Below are 19,383 nucleotides of genomic sequence, written 5' to 3'. Positions count from 1 at the left end.
ACCGAGCCTAAGACTTTCTGTCTCACTCGTCAATATTCTGACGGTCGAGTATCGTTGCTGGCTGGAATGACCAGGCGACGCAAACGCGGCGAAGGAGTGGCGAGACATGACGACGACACGAGTCGATCTCCCGGTCGACGGACGGAGGATTGCCGGGGCAACGTCCGGCGCCGGTACGACCGGGGCTCCGCTGGTCGTGGCCCTGCACGGCGGTGGCTACAACTCCGGGTACTTCGACGTGCCCGGTCACTCCCTGCTCGATCTCGGCGCGGCGACCGGGTTTCCCGTGGTCTCGCTCGACCGCCCCGGCTACGGCGGGAGCGACCCGCTTCCTGGCGGTCGAGCGACCTTCGGCCACGGCGCCGAGGCCCTCGACGCCGCGATCGGCGAGCTGTGGACCCACTACGGCGAGGGGCGCCCCGGCGTGGTCCTGGTCGCCCACTCCATCGGCTCGGCCATCGCCGTGCACATCGCCGCGCGTCGCCCGCGCTGGCCACTGCTGGGCATCTCGATACACGGCGTCGGGGACCGGTCCCCCGAGCACATCGTCGGCGCGTGGCGCGCCATGCCCACGGACGAGCCGGTAGAACTCCCGCCAGAGCAGCGACGCGCTTTGTTGTACGGCCCGGCGGGGACCGTCGATGCCGACGTCGTGGAATTGGCGAAAGCCTCCGTGGAGACCGTTCCGCTCGGGGAGATGCTCGAAATCGTCGGGGACTGGCCACGGAACGTGGCGAAGCTCGCCGCCGCGGTCGTCGTTCCCGTGCAGTACACGCTGGCCGAGTACGACGGGTTGTGGATCGTCGACGAGAGCCGGGTGGCGACGTTCGCCGGGCACTTCACCTCCGCCCCGTGGGTGGACGCCAGGCTCCAGGCGGGTGCCGGCCACAACCTCGACCACCACCGTCTCTCCCGTGCACTGCACCTGCGGCAACTGGCCTTCGCGAGCGAGTGCGCGGCGCGGGTGCCCGCGGCCCGCGACCAGACGGTTGATTCCGCGAAAATCACGTGAAGCTCAGTGAGGCGCTGCGACTGTCTACAGAGGACGCTTTGCGAGTCGAATCGTCCGATTAGATGCAGTATGTCCATATAGTCAAGGTCGCGAAGGCCTCCTGCTTACCCTCAGAGTCAATGCCAGGAACTTAAGGTTGATGGCGTGGGCGTTTCTGACGTGTTTGCCCTGGTCAGACAGGGCCTTGGGAGGACGGTGGCAGGACCAGGACGGGTCTCCCGCGGGAAGTGAACATGCTCTCGCGTTCTCTAGTACGTGAAGGCCCCCTTCCTTGCGCCTGGCGCAAGGAAGGGGGCCTTCACACAGCAGAGGACTCGGACAAACGACGGCCAACCGGATAATTCGACGCGGCACGAGTCCTTTGTGGACAGCCCCGAGAACCTCAGGCGCTGCCCCTTAAGTTCCTGGCATTGACCCTCAGAGTAGGCAAGGAGGCCTTCACGACCTTGGTTCGCGCCGAAGCGGGTGTACGCGACCGAGACGGTCACGGCCGCCCGGCATGTCGAGTCCTTTGAGAGGGTCTCGCAGACCCGGTAGTACGGGTAGTCAATAATCAATCGGACAATTCGGCACAACTGGTGTCCTCCATGACCCGGTCAAGGGAAGGATTCCTTCGCGGGGTTGCACTTCACGCGATCTTCACGGAATCACTCATCTAGGATGACCGCCAGCAGCACAGATGGCCGGGCGGCGGCCTCACAAACCGAGGGGTGGATGTGGTGACCACGGAAGGCTCCGGGGCACAGGGGCGCTCCGGTGGGCGCCCGGAGTCCCGCCGAGGCGCCGCGCCCCGGCGCAAGCTGGTAATGAGCGAGGTCGTCGACCAGGCCATGCGACTCTTCGCGGAACGCGGCTACGACGGGACCACCCTGCAGGACGTCGCGGACGCGGTCGGGTTGAGCCGGTCCAACCTCTACAACTACGTCAAGAGCAAGGAAGAGCTGCTCGTCGCGATGGTCGAGGCGACGGCCCAGGGCGCGGCGAACTCGTTGCGGGACGTTCGGCAGCGCACGGATCTCGACTCCGCAGAGAAGCTGCGCATGCTCGTGCGCGCCCTGGTCATGCGCCGCGCCGAACGGCCGGAGCAGTTTCGTACGCTCGATCGCAGCGACCAGGCGCTCCCGCCGGAGGTCGCGAAGAAGCACCTTCAGGTCCGTCGGGCCGTTCTCCGCGAGATCACCGCCGTCCTCGAGGAGGGAGTCACCGCGGGCCTCTTCCGCCCCGTCGACGTGCGCATCACGGCACTGTCGATCATCGGCATGTGCAACTGGGTGGCCTGGTGGTTCCACCCGTCTCCGGCGCATCCAGCCGAACCGGTGGCCGAACAGATCGCCGACAACGCGGTGGCAATGGTGGCCAGGGACGCCGGGCGAACCCCGGACGCCCCGACTCCGCTCGGGGCCGTTGCGATGCTCCAGCAGGACCTCGACTACCTGACCCGCCTCCTCACCTCAGGCAACGAGTGAGGCGACCCTCCTCAACCGGTACAGCGCCATGGAGTAGTGAACGTGGTCACCGGCAAGCCCGCCGTTGCGGCACGGTCGTGAGTCGTCATGGCCCAACCAGGAAACGGCACGACACCGCCGAGCACCGGTATCACGTCCTGACCTGTTCCGGCGGGAGCATCGGAGCCGACTCCCCGACCAGGAAGCCTGAATGACGAAACAGACACGAACCGCTGGCGGCCAGTTAGTGGGGAGTCATCTGGCCGTGCGCCCGGTTACGTAGCATGCCTCTCGGCAGACGTGGCCTTAGCCCGTGGAGAACTGCCCGCCCGTCGGCTGGAGTGGCTTCGATCTGTCGTTGCCGGCAGAAGAGTGCGTTGACGAACTGTCTGATGCGGACGGACCACTGGGGCGCAAATACGTCGGTCGGTCCGCACTTTCTGCGGTGATCGACGCGGTTGCGCGATCAGAACACGGCGATGGGGTTGACCGTGACGCCGGTCAGACCATGGATGCGCGGCGGGCCGACGGTGAGCAGGAAGCTGTAGCGCTTCAGCTCCGCGCACAGCGCCGCGAGGTCGTCGAGCTGTGAGCCGTCGATCAGCGGCATCGCCATTCTGCCTAGCGCGACGCCGTGCAGCGGGGACGGTCCATCAGGGTCGAGCGCCGGGTAGGCGTCGCCCCGGTCGCCCGTGTAGAGGGCGACCCCGCGACGGTGCATCCAGCGCACCGCGTCGAGGCTGATCCCCGGTGTCGGCCTGCCGGGAAGAAGCGGGTCGGCGGGCCAGCCGAACCGCACCACCAGCGCGTCGCCCGACCGTACCTCGACGCCTTGCCGCCGCTCGGCGTCTTCGAGGTCGCGCGAGGTCACCGCGTGCCCGGACGGGAGCGGCTCTTCGACAGCGAGATCGAGCAGAACCCCTCGCGTGACGATTCCCGCGGCGAAGGCCGTCGTCGAGCCGAAGGTGACACCCGCGGCCGTCACGACCTCATCCCTCGGTCGACCGGGGTAGACCTCGTTGCCGGTCGACCAGTGCGCCAGCGCGTCGATGTGCGTCGACTTCGCGTGGTGGTTCGTGACCAGCATCAGATCTGCCGCCACGCCTACCCCTGTATGGGACATCAGCTGCTGCACGGGAGAGACATCCACCGTCGTGGCCGCGAATGGGCTGCTGATCATCGGGTTGGGCGTGATCGGCTGCGCCAGCGACGCCCATCGACCGGTCCGCACCTCCGCAGCCGCTTTCGCGCGCACGTCGTCGGTGATGAGGTTGAGTGTGCCGAGTTCGTCGTCGGATCCCCACCGGCCCCAGTTGTCGGGCAGGTCAAGGTCTGTCGGATCGGCCATGTGGCTGGCCCCTCTCATCACGATCCACCGGGACGACGGTCGCCTCGCTACCCCGCAGGGGCAGGGCGGTTCCGCGTGTCAAGATCGACGGTACTTCATCGAGCACGACCAGGATTTGCGGCGGACGGTCCCGCCGGAGAACATGTTGGGCATGCTCGGGGACTCTTGGGCACCGTTATCGAGAACGTGTTCTTACAACGACACCGAGCCGCAACGACCTTGGCAAATGACGGATCCCCGTGCAACTGGCCGCTGGCATGTCCATCCAAAATCCGTGGCGGACCTCAGGGTTCCTTGCTCGAACACAAAAGACCAGGTCAGGGCCCTGGAAGAGCTCCGCGAGAAGCTTCCCAGCCTCGATACACCCGAGCCGCCCTCGGTCAAGCTGTCGGCCTGCCGGTCCACCACTCCCGGCAACAAACTCACTGATACCGCCCTGGAACAAGGTGTTCCGCGAAGGCGACCGATAGCCACCGCAAGGCCAGGTGATCAAGGTGGTCACCCCTCGTCTCCTTCCGCGAGCAGTGCGACAAGCCTGCCGGTCGCGTCACGGAGCACCCGGGAAGTCGTGGCGAGGTCGGCTTCGGAAACACCTTCGAACGCGGTCTCGAGAATGAGCGCGATTGGATCGGGGAGCTCACGCCACAGCGCGGCACCGGCCGGTGTCATCGTCAGCACCTTCTGGCGCTGATCAGCGGCATCAGGTGTCTGCCTGACCAGACCCTTGCGCACCAGCGCCGCGACCACACCCGTGAGCGTCGCGCGCTCGACCTGCAGTATCAGCACCAGGTCGCGCTGCGCGGTCGCCCCGACGGTGCCGAGTTGGTACAGGACGTACCACTGGGTGGGGCCGAGTTCATAGGGACGGAGCACCGACTCCATCACCATCCGCGTCGTCATGTGGTACTTCTTCGCCCACGCCCCGGCGGAGTCGTGCTGCACGTCAGCTTGCTTGTTAGCCACCTTACAATCATACAGGCACAGGTCACCGAAAGCACTCTCGGGGCCGATCTCCGTGCCCTCGGACTGAGCATTGCACTGACCGGTGCCGCTGTTGCCGGACGCGGTCGTGCACGCCGGTTCGACTTCGCCGACTTGATCCACTGCGGTGTCTGCGACCGACGACTGGACTCACCCGAGTCGAAGTTCGTGCCTTAAGCCCGCGTGGGGCTGAAGGGGACTTTCCCCTCGTCTCGCGCGGTGAAGGGCGCTTTACCCGCATCGCATGCGGGGAAAGTCCCCTTCAGCCCCACAAGAACTTGCGCGAGCACATCGACGACCGTCACCCGCACTCCCACCGCACGAATCGCCGCCACGCTGCCCACGTCGGCCGATGAATCCGTGATCAGCTCGTCGACCTCGGCGATGTCCCCGATCCGCGCCAGCGTTCGCTTGCCGAGCTTGCTGCCGTCCGCGATGACGACCACCCGTTGCGCACGGCTGAGCATCGCGCGGTTCGTTCTCGCCTCGTTTTCGTCGTGGGTGGTGATGCCACCCGCCGCGTCGATGCCGTCGACCCCGATGAAGGCCGTGCCGATGTCGATCGACGCCAGCACCTGCTCCGCCCACGGGCCGACGAGCTCGTAGGACCGCGGACGGGAGACGCCGCCGACGACGACGAGCTTCACCCGGGGCCGCAGCACGATCTCCATGGCCGCGTTCAGTGCGTTGGTCACCACCGTGAGATCCGCGCGGTCGGGCAGTTCCTTCGCCAGCTCGCCCGTGGTCGTACCGCCGGTGAGCGCGATAACGTGCGGACCCGCGGGCAGCCCGCGCACCGCCTGCCGGGCGATCGCCCGTTTCGCGTCCCTCGACCGGCCTTCCCGGTACCTGACCGGCAGCTCGCAGGCCACCCCCTGAGCCAGCGCGCCGCCGTGGGTCCGGGTCAGCAGCCGCTGCTCCTCCAACGCGGTCAGATCCCGTCGCAGCGTGGCCTCGGAGACGCCGAACCGGCGCGCGAGCTCACCGACTCGCAGGCGGCCCGTTTCGCCCAGTTCGCGCACCATCTCCGCCATTCGTTCGGACTGGGGCACGCGACCTCGGGGCCGCTCTTCTCCCGGCGGATCGGCGACATCAGAAACGTTCATACTTGCACATTATACGACCATTTCGAGCACTTTCGCGCATCGAACCGACAACTTATCTGCGGCAACGCCTAATCTAGTCAGGTCCGATTGTGCAAACGAACATCCGCGATGCCCGTTTCGACGGCAACTCTTGCCCACCTGACGCGGACGACGTACCAAGTGCAGACCGCCGATGGCTGGCGACCTACCTGGTGGAGTCGGCCGAGTTCCGGCGCACCCGGTCCAGGCGAAAGCCACCGACCCGAAAGGTGATGTGTGTCAGTGCACCAGAAGCAGCCGGACGAAAGCCGCACTGCCGACGAGATCCGGCAGCAACCCGGCACGTGGCCCGCGGTGGCGCGGACCGTCGCCGCCGCGCGGACCGGCATCGACCGCCTGCTCGGCGACGCGCTCGTCGATCCGCGGACCCGGATCATCCTGACCGGCGCGGGGACCTCGGCCTACATCGGGGAAGTCGTGGCCCCCGATCTCACCCGGCACCTCGCCCGGCCGATCGAACCGATCGCGACGACGGACATCGTCGCCGACCCGCACTCCGTGGTCGTCGACGACCGGCCGGTGCTGCTGGTGTCGTTCGCCCGCAGCGGCGACAGCCCCGAGTCGATCGCCGCGGCCGAACTGCTGCGGCGGCTCACTCCCGCGCTGCACCACATCGTCATCACCTGCAACCCCTCCGGCGCTCTCGCCCGCCGCTGGGCCGACGCCAAGAACGCCGTCGTGCTGACGCTTCCCGGCCAGTTGAACGACCGCGGCTTCGCCATGACGTCGTCGTTCACCGGAATGACCTTGGCCGCCTTGCTCGCCCTGGGCCTCGATGTCGATGTGGAGGGCGCGGCCCGGGCGGCGTCCGCCGTCCTCGTCACCGCGGCGAGCCGGGCGGAAGCGGTCGCCGCCATCGATCCCGCCCGGCTGGTCTACCTCGGCTCCGGCGCGTTCAAGGGACTGGCCCGCGAGGCCGCGCTGAAGTGCCTCGAACTCACCGCCGGCGCGGTCGTCGCGGTCGCCGACACCCCGCTCGGCTTCCGGCACGGCCCCAAGTCGGTCCTCGGCGAACGGACCGTCGCGATCGTCTTCCCGTCCGGCGATCCGTACACCCGCCGCTACGACGACGACATCACGCGCGAACTCGTGGAGGCCCTGGGGCCCGGGCGAGTGCTGGTGATCGGCGCCGACGCGGACGGCGACGCCCCGGCCGGCGCCGGCGAGTGGCCGATCCCGGGGATCACGCACCTGCCCGGCGCACTACGAGCCATCGTCGCGGCCATTCCGGCGCAGTCGATCGCCTTGGCGTGTTCGCTCGCGCGGGGCCTGACCCCCGACAACCCGTTCCCCGGCGGCGAAGTCAACCGCGTGGTCCGAGGGGTCGTCATCCACGAGTTCCCGAACCCGGCGGAGGGTTGAGCCATGTTCCTCGGTGTGGACGGCGGCGGGACGAAAACCGCCTTTTGCCTGATCGACGCGCGGGGACGCCTCGTCGCGGAAGCCCGCACGACCGGCATCTACTACTTGCAGCAGGGCATCGACATCGTCGAACCGCTGCTGCGCCAGGGAATCGCCGAGGTTTGCGCCACCGCGGGCATCGACGTCGCCGACCTCTCCTACGCCTTCTTCGGCATTCCCTGCTACGGCGAGATTTCCGCCGACGTGCCCGTGCTCGACGCGCTCCCCCGTCGTTTCCTTGGCGAAGTCGGTTACGCGTGCGGCAACGACATGATCTGCGGCTGGGCGGCCTCCCTCGGTGGCGCGGACGGGATCAACGTCGTCGCGGGCACCGGGTCCATCGCCTACGGAGAACACCGGGGACGGCACTGGCGAGCCGGCGGCTGGAGCGAACTGTTCGGCGACGAAGGTTCCGGCTACTGGGTGGCGATCCAAGGTCTCGGTGCGTTCTCCCGGATGAGTGACGGGCGCCAGCCACCGAGCGCGCTGGCCGATGAGATGCGCCGGACGCTCGGCGTGACCACCGACCTCGACGCCATCGACATCGTCATGAACCGGTGGCACGGGGACCGAGGGAGGATCGCGAACCTCAGCAGGGTCGTCACCCGCGCCGCGGAGGCGGGCGACCCCACCGCGGCCGTCATCCTCGGACGCGCCGGGCGGGAGCTCGCCCTCCACGTCGAAGCCGGTGCCGCCGCGCTGGGGTTCGAACCGGACCAGACCGTGCCGGTCTCCTACTCCGGCGGGATGTTCGGCTCGGCCCACCTCCTGGGTTCCTTCCGCGAAGCGCTCCAGCACGGCAGCCACGGCTACGAACTGCGAGAGCCCTTGCTGCCTCCGCACGTCGGCGCGGCGGTCTACGCCGCCCGGCTGGCGGGCCACTCCGTCCCGCTCGACCGGCTTTCCGCCGTCCCCACCTTGGAGGGGCTGTCATGAGAGCATCGAAGCGCCGCGCCGCCTGGATTCCCTACGCCGGCCTGCTGGTCCTGTTCTGGGGTGTCTGGGGCGCGTTCTCCAGCCTGCCCACCTCCCGCTACGGCTACCCCGACCCGATGGTCTACGTCATCTGGTCGATCACCATGCTCATCCCCGCGTACTTCTCCCTGCGCGGGCAGAAAATCGACCGCCGCCCGATCGCCGCGGTCCACGGCCTGCTGATCGGCCTGACCGGCGCCGGCGGGCAGCTGGCGCTGTTCAAGGCGCTCACCATCGGGCCGGCCTACATCATCTTCCCGATCGTGGCGCTCTCCCCGGCGATCACCGTCTTGATGGCCTTCGCGGCCCTGCGTGAACGGCTCACCGCGCTCAGCTGGATCGGCGTCGCCCTCGCCTTGGTCGCCATCGTCCTGTTCTCGGTGTCTTCGGGCGACTCGCAGGAGACCAGCGGGACCTACCTGTGGCTCGCGATCCTCGTCTGCATCGCCTGGGGCGTACAGGCGTACTTCATGCGCAAGGCCGCCGTCGTCGGGGTCAACGACGCGACGACCTTCGGCTGGATGACCGTCAGCGGGCTCCTGCTGATCCCGGTCGCGCTCGTCATGATGGGCGGCCTCCCCCTGTCGTTCCCGTGGCAGGCTCCCGCCTTGACCGCGATCACGCAGTTGCTCAACGCCGTGGGCGCGCTGTTCCTCGTGATGGCCATGAGCCGGGGCAAGGCCACGATCGTCGCGCCGATCACCAATGCGCTGGCGCCCGTGCTGACCATCGTGCTCTCGCTGATCGTCTTCCGGACCATGCCGACCGGTTTCCAGATCGCCGGCATCGTGCTCGCCCTCGTGGGCTCGTCGTTCATGGTCTACAGCACGGAGAAGAGTGGCGAAGAGCCGGCCGCGCAGCTGTCCGAAGCCGCGTCGTGACCACGCGAATCCGGATCGCCGAAGACGCCCTCCCCGAGCCCGGCGAGAGCACGAACCGGAAGATCCTCACCGTCACTCTCAACCCCGCCATCGACGTCACCTACCGGGTCGCCAGGCTGGCGGTCGGCGAGACCGTCCGCGTGGCGAGCGTGCGCAGCCGCGCCGGCGGCAAGGGCGTGCACTTCATGGCCGAGACCGCGAAGATCCTGGCCCCGCTCAAGACCGTCCTGATTCCGGACAAGCGGGCTGGCTGCTCGCTGGCGGACTCGATCACCGGGGCACAGCTACGTGAGTGGAAGCTCCAACACCCCGGGGCGATGGTGGTCTCCTACGTCAACACCACCGCAGAGGTCAAGGCGGAGACCGACATCTGCTGTACGTCGTCGAACGCGGTGGACGTCGTACGTTCGGTCCCCGAGGATCGCGACGTGCTGTTCCTGCCCGACCAGTTCCTAGGTGCACACGTCAAGCGCGAGACGGGCAGGGAGAACTTGCACGTCTGGGCGGGTGAATGCCACGTCCACGCGGGCATCAACGGTCCGGAACTTGCCGCGCGCGCGGCGGCGGACCCGGACGCCGACCTGTTCATCCATCCTGAATGCGGATGCGCGACCTCGGCGCTCTACCTCGCGGGCGAAGGTACCGTCCCGGCGGAGAAGGTGAAGATCCTTTCGACCGGCGGCATGATCGCCGCCGCCCGCAGCACCAATGCCAAGTCGGTCCTGGTGGCCACTGAGATCGGCATGCTGCACCAACTGCGCCGGGCCGCGCCGGGGGTCGACTTCCGGGCGGTGAACGACCGAGCCTCGTGTCGATACATGAAGATGATCACGCCTGCCGCTCTGCTGCGCTGCCTGCGCGAGGGCAAGGACGAGGTGCTCGTCGACCACGAGACCGCCGAACGCGCCCGGGGCGCCGTGCAGCGGATGATCGAGATCGGTCAGCCCGGCGGTGGCGAGTGAATGCCCCGCGCTGGGAGGCCCAGGTCGACCTGGTGGTCGTTGGCACCGGAGTCGCAGGACTGACCGCCGCACTGCGCGCACGTGAACTGGGGCTACGTGTCCTGGTGGTGACCAAGGCGTGCGACGCGGACGGCAATACCCGCTGGGCCCAGGGCGGCGTCGCCGTGGTGCTGCCCGGCGAGCATGACGAGGGCGACACCGTCGAGGCGCACGTACGCGACACGCTCGTCGCCGGAGCGGGGCTGTGCGACGAGGCCGCAGTCACCGCTATCATCGCCGCCGGCCCGTCAGCGGTAAGCCGGCTACGCGAACGCGGCGCGGTGTTCGACCCCGCGCCAGGCGGAGGGCTTGCCCGGACCCGCGAGGGCGGGCATAGCGCGTTCCGCGTAGTGCACGCCGGCGGCGACTCGACCGGCGCCGAGATCGAGCGCGCGCTGTTGGCCGCGGTGACCGATGGCCACGTCCCGATGCTGGAGCAGCACACCGCGGTCGATGCCGTGCGTACCCCTCTGGGCCAGGTGTGCGGGCTGCTGCTGCTCGACGGCAACGGCGTCCCAGGTGTGCTGACCGCGCCTGCTGTGCTGCTGGCCAGCGGCGGGCTCGGCCAGCTCTACCACGCAACGTCGAACCCCACCGGAGCCACCGGCGACGGGCTGGCGCTGGCGCTGCGCGCAGGCGCGGTGGTCGCGGACCTGGAATTCGTCCAGTTCCACCCGACCGTGCTTTACACCGGGCGCGGCGCGCGCGGCCGGTGTCCGCTGGTCACCGAGGCGATACGCGGCGAGGGCGCGGTGCTGGTCGACGCGACTGGCGCACGTGTGATGCGCCATGTGCACCCGCTGGAGGATCTTGCGCCGCGTGACGTCGTCGCGGCGGCAATCACCCGGCACATGGCAGCAGCGCCCGGCGGCGTCGACGACCATGTGTTCCTCGACGCCACAGGCATCTCCGACTTCGCCACGCGTTTTCCGACCGCGCACGGGGCATGCGCGGCGAGGGGCATCGACCCGGCCCGCGACCCGATCCCGGTTACGCCGGCAGCGCACTTCTCGTGCGGCGGCATAGTGTCCGACGTGCATGGCCGCACCGGCGTCACAGGGCTGTACGCCGCCGGCGAGGTGGCGCGGACCGGACTACACGGCGCGAACCGCCTCGCGTCCAACAGTCTGCTCGAGGGGCTGGTCGTCGGTACCCGTGCGGCTGAGGCGATCGCCGCGGACTTGGCGACGAGACCGCTGGTCCGACACGGGGAGACGCCGGAACTGCCGTTCGCGCCGGTGGCCGACCGGGACACGCTGCAGCGCGCCATGAGCCGGCACGCGGCGATCGGCCGCGACGCCGAGGGGCTGGCCGCCGCCGGCTCGGTGCTCGATCTCTCCGCTGTGAATCAAAAGCTGGACAGTCGGCAGCGGGTCGAGGACGCGGCACTGACCGTAGCCGCGCGGGCGCTGATCACGGCAGCGGCAAAACGCGAGGAGTCACGCGGGTGCCACGTGCGCACCGAGTTTCCCGAGCGGGACGACATGCGCTGGCAGCGCAGCCAGGTGATCCGGCTCGACCCGTTCGGTCAGCCCGTGCCGGCCGATCTGGTAGTGGCGTGAACGCCGGACGCCGACCTATCGGGGCGGGCATCGGACTCGACATCGACGACGCGCGGCGAATCATCGCGTCCGCGCTGGCGGAAGATCTCCGCTACGGCCCGGACACCACAACAGTGGCCACGGTGCCTGCGGCCGCCGTTGCGGTCGCCGAGCTGACGCCGCGCGCGTCCGGTGTCCTGGCCGGGATTCCGGTGGCACTGGCGGTATTCGAGGCAGTCACCGACGTTGAGGTCCTCGACCTCAAACCGGACGGCGCCAAGGCCGTGCCCGGCGAGCCCGCGCTTGTCGTTCGCGGTCCGGCGCCAGGTCTGCTTACCGCCGAACGGACAGCGCTGAACCTGCTGTGTCACCTGTCCGGCGTCGCAACACTGACTGCCGCATGGGTGCACAAGATCGCCGGGACCGGCGCGGTCGTACGGGACTCACGCAAGACACTCCCAGGCCTGCGACTGCTTGAGAAGTACGCAGTACGCTGCGGCGGCGGCACCAACCATCGCCTCGGGCTGGGTGACGCGATCCTGATCAAAGACAACCACGTCCAGAGTGCCGGATCGGTGGGTGCGGCGATCCGGGCGGTCCGGGCGCACGCACCGCACCTGCCATGCGAGGTGGAGGTAGACTCGTTGGCACAGCTGGACGAGGCTCTCGACGAGGGGCCGGAACTGGTGCTGTTGGACAACTTCAGTGTCCCCGACTGCGCCGAGGCGGTGCGCAGGGCGCGCGGCGTAAAGCTGGAGGCGTCCGGCGGGCTGACCCTCGATGTGGCTCGGGCCTACGCCGACACAGGTGTCGACTACCTCGCCGTCGGCGGGCTGACCCACTCCGCACCGGCGCTCGACCTGGGCATGGACCTGTGCTGAATAGACCGTCGCACCCCTTGGCGACAGCCCACGTTTCGGATGGGTGACGTCGCCCGAAGTCAAGTTGAGACTGATGCATCCGGGTGCCATCCGTCCTCAACCACGCGAGATCGCCGTCCGTGGAACGAAACCCAACGTCAAGCAAGCAGGATCACGGAACACAAGTGACCGGAAGGCCTTCCGTACGCGACATGCGCAGCGTCACACCCAGTACGCGAAGGTTGTTCACGACGGGCACTTCACCGCCATCGTGGCCGCCCTGATCGAACGTGCCGTTGGATACGGCGAGCGGAATATCATCACTATAGGGGTGCTCGTTGTCGGCAAGCCATTTCCGTGCGCGCGACGCGCCACGAGTGATTCGGAAACGAGAACAGATGCCATCGAGACCCCAGCGATAGGCGCGGCGTGTGACCTTCGGTGCGGATGCGACCGAAGGTAGGTGCGTGGGGTCAACATGTCGATCTTTCGGCGTGGAGACGCGGACCACTTTACGGCGGCGCAGTCTGTGGCGACAGTAGACTTTCGTCTATCTATTCACTGCCGCACACAGACAGTTCGGCCTTACTATTTGCCGATGTCAGTTTACTGATGATTGCCAACAGGGCAGGGCGTGGCCGATACCCGGGAACCTGGCACTGCCACGGCATGGCCTGACGGGTTCTTCATGTCACCGGCATCGGCAACCGCCACACAGCGGAACCATAGTTCAGGAGCCTTTGGCGCGCCTGCGGTCCGGCGAGGTTGACCTGTCCGGCTGGTCGAGCCACGTTCGGTTCATTCAGCAAGGCTGCCCTTGGTCGGCGGGCAACCGACTGCTGAAAGGCGACCCTCGCGGCCCCAGTTCGGAGTTCGTCGCGCCTCTCGATTCCCCGGGCCTGGTTGGCTCCTCGGATCATCCGAACGTGCGCCCCGGGATCTGGCGATATGAACGGTATAGTCACGATGCCTGTGCACCCCCACTCGACAGGAGGGAAACGGATGATCGGCACCGATTTTCGCAGCGGGGCACCCATCTGGATCGACCTCGGGAGCCCGGACACGGACGCTGCCACGGCCTTCTACGAAGCGGTTTTCGGATGGCGGTTCGTCTCCGCGGGGCCGGATGCGGAGGAGCACAGATACGGGTTCTTCCAGAAGGACGGGAAGACCGTCGGTGCCCTCGGATTGCTGACTGAGGAAGGGGCCACATCAGCCTGGATGACGTATTTCCACAGCGATGACATCCAGGCCACTGCCCGCGACGTCGTCGCCCGCGCCGGCACGGTGCGCGGCGAGCCCTTCGCGGGGAGGAGAGGGTGGGTCGCTCAGTTCACCGACCCCCAGGGCGCCGAGTTCGCCGTACTGCAGCCAGGGCACGGCCTGGAGAAGGCGTCCGAGGACGACACTCTGGGGTGGGTAGAGCTGCGCTCCGGCGTGCCGGAGACATCGATCGCCTTCTACAGTGGCCTGTTCGGCTGGCGTTCCGAGGAGATGCAAACCTCCGGCACGACATACCGGATACTCAGCGTCAAAGACGGCGACCAGCAGGAGGGGGCTTTCGGTGGCGTGGTCCAGATCCAGGGCGATGAAGAGGGCCCGCGCTGGGTGCTGTACTTCGCCGTGGCCGATGTCGACGCGACCGTCACGGCGGTGCGGGACAATGGTGGGGCGGTGCTCGTGCCCGCCGCTGACATTGCGGGAGTCGGGCGAATCGCCTGGCTGGCAGACCGGAGCCAAGCGGTGTTCGCGGTGCTGAAGCCGAGCCCGCCCCAGGGCTGACTGCCAGCAGCGTTGACCTTGAGGTTTTTGGGCGCGGTGGAGATGTCGATGTCGGCCTCGCACATCGTGCCGGCGGCTGCCGGGTCGGTCATCGTTGAGGCCTCGCGGAGGACGCCGTGGGGTCGGCCGCATGGGAAGGCCTGGAGGATGTTGATGTCGACGACGGGTCTGCCTTGGCTGCCTTCATGCCTGCGCGAAGCTCAGACCCGCGGTTCCCACCGAACCGCTCACCGCCGGCCAGTTCGAACACGGCCGACGCGCCGGCGGGCTTGGGCTGACTCGATTAACCACGTGTCCACATCGGACAGACCGCGCTCGGTGAACGCGCGTTGCCCGGCCTTCCAGCGCTCGGCCAACTCAGTGATCACCCGCGGGGAGAGGGACGCCGCCCGTGATTGGACGGACGACACACTCACAGCCGAGTGACGGCGCTGGACCAACGGCAGCGACAGACGTACCCTGATCCGCGGCCGCGCAAAAGGTGCACAAGAGGTTTGGTGAGTACGACAGGCTCGCCGTCGGCACAAATCCATTCTTCGAGGAGACTCATGAGGATTGCTGTCCTTGGTACCGGCGAGGTCGGACGCCGCCTGGCGTCGCGGTTCGTGGAGACCGGTCACGAGGTGATGCTCGGCTCGCGTACCGCTGACAATCCCAAGGCGACGGCCTGGGCCGCGGAAAGTGGCTCCGCGCATGGCACGTTCGCCGGCGCGGCGGCGTTCGGCGAGGTGGTGGTGAACGCGACCGGCGGGATGGTGTCCCAGGCAGCGCTGGACGCGGCTGGGGCGGCGAACCTGGCGGGGAAGGTATTGATCGACGTCTCGAATCCGCTGGAGTTCTCCGAGAGGTTCCCGCCGAAGGTGGTGACGTTCGACGGCCTCGGCGTGGCCGAGGTGCTGCAGCGCCGGTTCCCGGACATGCGGGTGGTCAAGACGCTGAACACGATGGACAACACGGTGATGGTGAGGCCGGACCGGGTGCCCGGCGACCACAACGTGTTCCTGTCGGGCGAGGACGCTGACGCCAAGGCGGTCGTGGCAGGGTTGCTGCGGGACTTTGGGTGGCGCGACGCGCAGATCATGGATCTCGGCGGGATCGAGACCTCGCGCGCCGTCGAGCAGCTTGTCATTCTCTGGCTCCACGTCAACACCGCGCTCGGCCCGGGGCAGAACACGTTCAACTACTCGGTGCTGCGGGGCTGAGACTGACTGGTGTCAAGGATATGGCCTAGCTTTTGCTACGCCATATCCTTGACACCTCGGCCGCGGTCAACGTGTCCGGGTGTTCCTCACCTGACAGACGCATCTGATTTTCGTCTGCCACGAGCATGGGACCACCACCGGTTGTGTCCATGTGGCGTCCCGACCTCCGATCGTGGTCCGGCAGCTCACGCGGGACGCGCGCCCAGTAGTCCGGCTGGCTGGTGGTCTCGTCGAGGACGTGGGACATGGTTCCCCTGTGTTCGAAAGGCCGGTTCAGAGGACGGCGCGCAGCGCGGGCTGGAGCCGATCGCCGTGCGCGCGGACCAGGTCGTCGCACAACTCCCAGATCCGCTCGACCGGCAGCGCGGCCGCCGTGGCGGGGTCGGTCATCGCGGCGTGCCGGATATGGCGCGGGTCGTCCTCGATCGCGGCGCGCACGACGAGGTCGTTGGCGCTCAGATAGGCGCGGTTGAGGGCGGCGAGTTGCGGCGGCAGCGCGCCGATCCGGGTCGGCCGGACGCCGGTGCCGTCGACGAGGCACGGCACCTCGACCACTCCCCCGGACGGCAGGTTGTCGATCAGGCCGCGGTTGACGACGTTGCCGTAGACCGTGCGCGGTGTGCCGGTGACCATGCTGTGGATGATCTGCGGGGCGTACTCGCTGGTGCCTTCGACGGGCAGCGGCTCGCCGGCCGCGACCGCACGCCGGGTCCGCTCGTACTCGGCCTCGTTCTCCGCCACGATGTCGAGATAGGCACCGACCGGCAGTCTCAGCCGCTCGATTTCGGTGTCGTGCTTGAGGTACCAGGGCACGTACTCGGCGGAGTGCTCACTGGTCTCCGTCGGGTAGAAACCGAGTCGCAGGAACATGTCGAACCGGACCCGCCGCCGCAGCTGCTCGTCCGACCCGGCGAGTTCGGCCAGCCTCGGGTAAAGGTCGGTGCCGCGGTGCTCGAACCGCAGCACCCAGGCCTGGTGGTTGACCCCGGCCGCGACGTACGTGACCTCCTCGAACGGCACGCCGACCAAGTCCGCGAGCCCGTGCACGGTCCAGTACACCGAATGGCACAGCCCGACGACGCGGGTCGACCCGGTCACCTCGGCCAGGTACTGGACGTTCATCGCCATCGGGTTGGTGTAGTTCAGCAGCCACGCCTCCGGGCACACCTCGGCGATGTCCTCACCGAGCTCCTTGAGGAACGGGAAGGTGCGCAACGCGCGGAAGATCCCGCCGATGCCGAGGGTGTCGCCGATGGTCTGACGCAGGCCGTACCGCGCCGGGACGTCGAAGTCGACGCGGGTCGCCTCACCCATCCCGATCTGCACCATGTCGACGACGAAATCCGCGCCCGCCAACGCTTCCCGCCGATCGGCGTGCGCGGTGAGCACCGGCTTCACCCCGCGCTCGGCGGCGATCCGCTTGGCCGCGGCCAGCGCGGTCGCCAGCCGTTCCTGGTCGATGTCGTGCAGTGCGATGTGCACGTCGCCCAGCTCCGGATAGCCGAACAGGTCGGCGAGCAGACCTTGGGTGAACACGACGCTCCCGGCGCCGACGAAGGTGATCTTGGGGGCGGTCATACGAGTTCCGATCCAGTGCGTTCGAAGTGGACGAGGACGTCGTCCCACGTGGCCTGACCCGGGGTGCCACCGCGGGCGCGGACGGAGAAACCGCCGCAGACGACGCCGCGGCGCAGCGCCGTACCCAGTGGCGACCCGGCGAGGAATCCGGCGTTGAAGTTGCCCACCGCGCCGACTTCGCCGCCGCGGTGGGCGGACGCGCCCTCGGCGCCGTCCTTGACCACTACAACGGGGCCGCGCGCGGCCAGCAGCCCGGCCGTTTCCTTCGCGTCGGCGGTGATGGCGCCGGAGCCGCCGGGGGTGAGGACACCGGATTCCGCGAGTTGTTCCCGCCGGCCGAATTCCGGGTCCGTCCTCAGTGGACCCATGATGACGTCGGGGTTGGCGTCACCGACCACGAGCAGGTCGAAACGGTGCATGAAAGGGCGTCCTAACCTTTGAGGCCACTGGATGTTATGGACTGGATGAAGGTCTTCTGTGCGCCGAGGAAGGCGAGCAGTACCGGCAGCACGGTGATCACGTTGCCCGCCATCACCGCGGACCAGTTCGTGTGGTGCTGGCCCTGGAAGGTAGTGAGGCCCAGCTGCAAGGTGTAGCTGGTGTCGTGGTTCAGCGCGATCAGTGGCCACGTCAGGTCGTTCCAGGTGCTGAGGAAGGTCAGCACGGCCACGGTGCTCAGCGCGGGCCGCGACAGCGGCAACACGATCGTGAGCAGCACACGCAGCCGCGAACAACCGTCGATCCACGCCGCCTCTTCCAGCTCCCTCGGCAGGGAAAAGAAGAACTGGCGGAAGAGGAACACCGCGAAGGGTGTCACCAGCGACGGCACGATCAGCGCGCCAAGACTGTCGATCAGGCCGAGCCGTTTCATCACCAGGAACATCGGGATCATGGTCAACTGGAATGGGATCGCCATCGTGGCCACCATCAGCGCGAACAGCACGCGCGAGCCGGCGAACCGCATCCGCGCGAAAGCGTACCCGCCCAGCGTGCCGAAGACCAGGTTCGACAGCACGGTCACCGCGGACACGATCAGCGAGTTCGTGAACCAGCGCGGGAAAAGCGCGTTTTCGAGCACGTATCGGTAACCCGAGAAGTCCACTTCGGACGGCCACAGCGCTGGCGGGAACCGGTTGATCTCGGCGTTGCTCATCACCGAACTGAGCAGCAGCCACACCAGCGGCCCCGCGAACACCACCGCCAGCGGCACCAACAGCAGATGCCAGGGATCGAACGGCAACCGGGGCCGCCGCGCGGCGAGCAGGACACGCGGTGCAGACCCGCCGATCCGGGCGGTCATCGGAGCGCCTTCCAAGGACGGCGGAGCACGCGGACGACGAGCACGACCACGAGCAGGGCCAGTGCGAGCACATACGCCGAAGCCGCGCCGTAACCGGCCGTGAAGTTCTTGAACGCCTGCTCCCAGACGAAATAGACGATCACCGTGGTGGAACCGAGCGGACCGCCCTTGCTCGTCACGTACACCACGTCGAACACCTGCAGCGACGTGATCAGCTGCCACAGCACGAGAAACGCCGTCATCGGGGTGACCGCGGGCAGCGTCACGTGCCACAGCACCCGCCAGGTGCCCGCGCCGTCCAGCCGCGCGGCCTCGATCAACGACGGCGGAACATCCTGCAACGCGGCGAGGTAGACCACGACACAGAACCCGGTCCCGCTCCACAGCGTGATCCCGACCAGCACCAGCAGCGCCTGCCCCGGATCGGTCAGGAATCCCTGCGGTGACAGACCGAGGTGGCGCAACAGGGAGTTGGCCGCGCCGAACTGCGGGTCGAGGATGAAGGAGAACAGCACCCCCTGTGCCGTCGCCGACAGCACGAACGGGACGAACACGAGCGTCCGGTACAGCCCGATCAGCCGGATACGCCGGTTCAGCGCCTGCGCCAGCAGGAATCCGAACAGGATGCTCAGCGGAACGTAGAGCACCGTGTACAGCACGGTGTTCCCGACAGCCTGGGCGAAATGCGGGTCCTGAGCGAGGGCCGAATAGTTGTCGAATCCGACGGACCGGCTCGGCGTCACGAGGTCGTCGGCCTGGAACGACAGCACGAACGACCAGGCGACGGGCACCACCCCGAGACCGAGGATGATGAGCACGGCCGGTGAGACATAGGTCCACGCCATCGCGGTTTCGCGGCGTCGACGGCTTTTCGCGGTTCGTCGTACGGGTATGACGGTGATCGGTCTCGGCAATCCGGGCATGACGGCTC

The 19,383-nt window shown here is 67.9% G+C and carries 17 protein-coding genes; 10 read left to right on the top strand and 7 right to left on the bottom strand.

Going from position 1 to position 19,383, the window contains the following annotated elements:
* Positions 1–106 precede the first annotated feature (106 nt).
* Together ACFOSH_RS44535 and ACFOSH_RS44530 are read left to right on the top strand one after the other, a co-directional pair.
* Positions 107–1,012, top strand: a complete 906-nt coding sequence (locus ACFOSH_RS44535) for an alpha/beta hydrolase (RefSeq protein WP_378247975.1) — start codon at positions 107–109, stop codon at positions 1,010–1,012.
* A 719-nt stretch (positions 1,013–1,731) separates the two neighbouring features.
* Entirely contained in the window at positions 1,732–2,478 is a 747-nt protein-coding gene (locus tag ACFOSH_RS44530; RefSeq protein WP_378247973.1) for a TetR/AcrR family transcriptional regulator, read from the top strand.
* A gap of 445 nt (positions 2,479–2,923) precedes the next feature.
* On the opposite strand, the gene ACFOSH_RS44525 is transcribed toward ACFOSH_RS44530, so the two are convergent.
* The 3 genes from ACFOSH_RS44525 to ACFOSH_RS44515 all read right to left on the bottom strand — a co-directional run bounded on the left by ACFOSH_RS44525 (position 2,924) and on the right by ACFOSH_RS44515 (position 5,892).
* Entirely contained in the window at positions 2,924–3,805 is an 882-nt protein-coding gene (locus tag ACFOSH_RS44525) for a cyclase family protein (RefSeq protein ID WP_378247971.1), read from the bottom strand.
* A gap of 498 nt (positions 3,806–4,303) precedes the next feature.
* Positions 4,304–4,768, bottom strand: a complete 465-nt coding sequence (locus tag ACFOSH_RS44520) for a MarR family winged helix-turn-helix transcriptional regulator (RefSeq protein ID WP_378247969.1) — start codon at positions 4,766–4,768, stop codon at positions 4,304–4,306.
* Positions 4,769–4,959: 191 nt separating this feature from the next.
* Positions 4,960–5,892 carry a DeoR/GlpR family DNA-binding transcription regulator gene (locus ACFOSH_RS44515; RefSeq protein WP_378247967.1) on the bottom strand — a complete coding sequence of 311 codons (933 nt, stop codon included), beginning with the start codon at positions 5,890–5,892 and terminating at the stop codon, positions 4,960–4,962.
* A 255-nt stretch (positions 5,893–6,147) separates the two neighbouring features.
* Between ACFOSH_RS44515 and ACFOSH_RS44510 the strand changes: the two genes are divergently transcribed.
* The 8 genes from ACFOSH_RS44510 to ACFOSH_RS44475 all read left to right on the top strand — a co-directional run bounded on the left by ACFOSH_RS44510 (position 6,148) and on the right by ACFOSH_RS44475 (position 15,574).
* Complete coding sequence (locus ACFOSH_RS44510; RefSeq protein ID WP_378247965.1) at positions 6,148–7,293, top strand: SIS domain-containing protein; 1,146 nt, start codon at positions 6,148–6,150, stop codon at positions 7,291–7,293.
* A gap of 3 nt (positions 7,294–7,296) precedes the next feature.
* Positions 7,297–8,268 carry an N-acetylglucosamine kinase gene (locus tag ACFOSH_RS44505; RefSeq protein ID WP_378247963.1) on the top strand — a complete coding sequence of 324 codons (972 nt, stop codon included), beginning with the start codon at positions 7,297–7,299 and terminating at the stop codon, positions 8,266–8,268.
* Positions 8,265–9,188, top strand: a complete 924-nt coding sequence (locus ACFOSH_RS44500) for a DMT family transporter (RefSeq protein ID WP_378247961.1) — start codon at positions 8,265–8,267, stop codon at positions 9,186–9,188. Before ACFOSH_RS44505 ends, ACFOSH_RS44500 begins: the two co-directional genes overlap by 4 nt.
* The gene (nadA, locus tag ACFOSH_RS44495) at positions 9,185–10,150 is read left to right on the top strand and encodes a quinolinate synthase NadA (RefSeq protein ID WP_378247959.1); all 966 of its coding nucleotides are present in this window, start codon (positions 9,185–9,187) and stop codon (positions 10,148–10,150) included. The genes ACFOSH_RS44500 and nadA overlap by 4 nt, the downstream gene beginning before the upstream one ends.
* A complete protein-coding gene (locus ACFOSH_RS44490) occupies positions 10,147–11,751 on the top strand; it encodes an L-aspartate oxidase (protein ID WP_378247957.1) in 1,605 nt (534 codons plus the stop codon). The genes nadA and ACFOSH_RS44490 overlap by 4 nt, the downstream gene beginning before the upstream one ends.
* Positions 11,748–12,611 (top strand): carboxylating nicotinate-nucleotide diphosphorylase, encoded by an 864-nt coding sequence (nadC, locus tag ACFOSH_RS44485; protein ID WP_378247955.1) that lies wholly within the window; start codon positions 11,748–11,750, stop codon positions 12,609–12,611. The genes ACFOSH_RS44490 and nadC overlap by 4 nt, the downstream gene beginning before the upstream one ends.
* A 981-nt stretch (positions 12,612–13,592) precedes the next feature.
* Positions 13,593–14,372 (top strand): VOC family protein, encoded by a 780-nt coding sequence (locus ACFOSH_RS44480; protein ID WP_378247953.1) that lies wholly within the window; start codon positions 13,593–13,595, stop codon positions 14,370–14,372.
* 548 nt (positions 14,373–14,920) lie between these two features.
* Positions 14,921–15,574 (top strand): NADPH-dependent F420 reductase, encoded by a 654-nt coding sequence (locus ACFOSH_RS44475; RefSeq protein ID WP_378247951.1) that lies wholly within the window; start codon positions 14,921–14,923, stop codon positions 15,572–15,574.
* Between the two features lie 273 nt (positions 15,575–15,847).
* Here ACFOSH_RS44475 and melA read toward each other — a convergent pair whose 3' ends face one another.
* The 4 genes from melA to ACFOSH_RS44455 are packed head-to-tail and all read right to left on the bottom strand — an operon-like array spanning position 15,848 to position 19,375.
* Positions 15,848–17,152, bottom strand: a complete 1,305-nt coding sequence (gene melA / locus ACFOSH_RS44470) for an alpha-glucosidase/alpha-galactosidase (protein WP_378247949.1) — start codon at positions 17,150–17,152, stop codon at positions 15,848–15,850.
* A complete protein-coding gene (locus tag ACFOSH_RS44465; RefSeq protein WP_378247947.1) occupies positions 17,149–17,571 on the bottom strand; it encodes a hypothetical protein in 423 nt (140 codons plus the stop codon). The genes melA and ACFOSH_RS44465 overlap by 4 nt, the downstream gene beginning before the upstream one ends.
* 11 nt (positions 17,572–17,582) lie before the next feature.
* Positions 17,583–18,452, bottom strand: coding sequence for a carbohydrate ABC transporter permease (locus ACFOSH_RS44460; protein WP_378247945.1), 870 nt, complete (start codon positions 18,450–18,452; stop codon positions 17,583–17,585).
* Complete coding sequence (locus tag ACFOSH_RS44455; protein WP_378247943.1) at positions 18,449–19,375, bottom strand: carbohydrate ABC transporter permease; 927 nt, start codon at positions 19,373–19,375, stop codon at positions 18,449–18,451. Before ACFOSH_RS44455 ends, ACFOSH_RS44460 begins: the two co-directional genes overlap by 4 nt.
* Between the last annotated feature and the right edge of the window lie 8 nt (positions 19,376–19,383).

The sequence above is a fragment of the Amycolatopsis speibonae genome, assembly GCF_042647925.1.
Lineage (GTDB): Bacteria > Actinomycetota > Actinomycetes > Mycobacteriales > Pseudonocardiaceae > Amycolatopsis > Amycolatopsis speibonae.
Note: the sequence above shows the minus strand (reverse complement) of the source record. Positions and strands in the feature narration are given on the sequence as shown.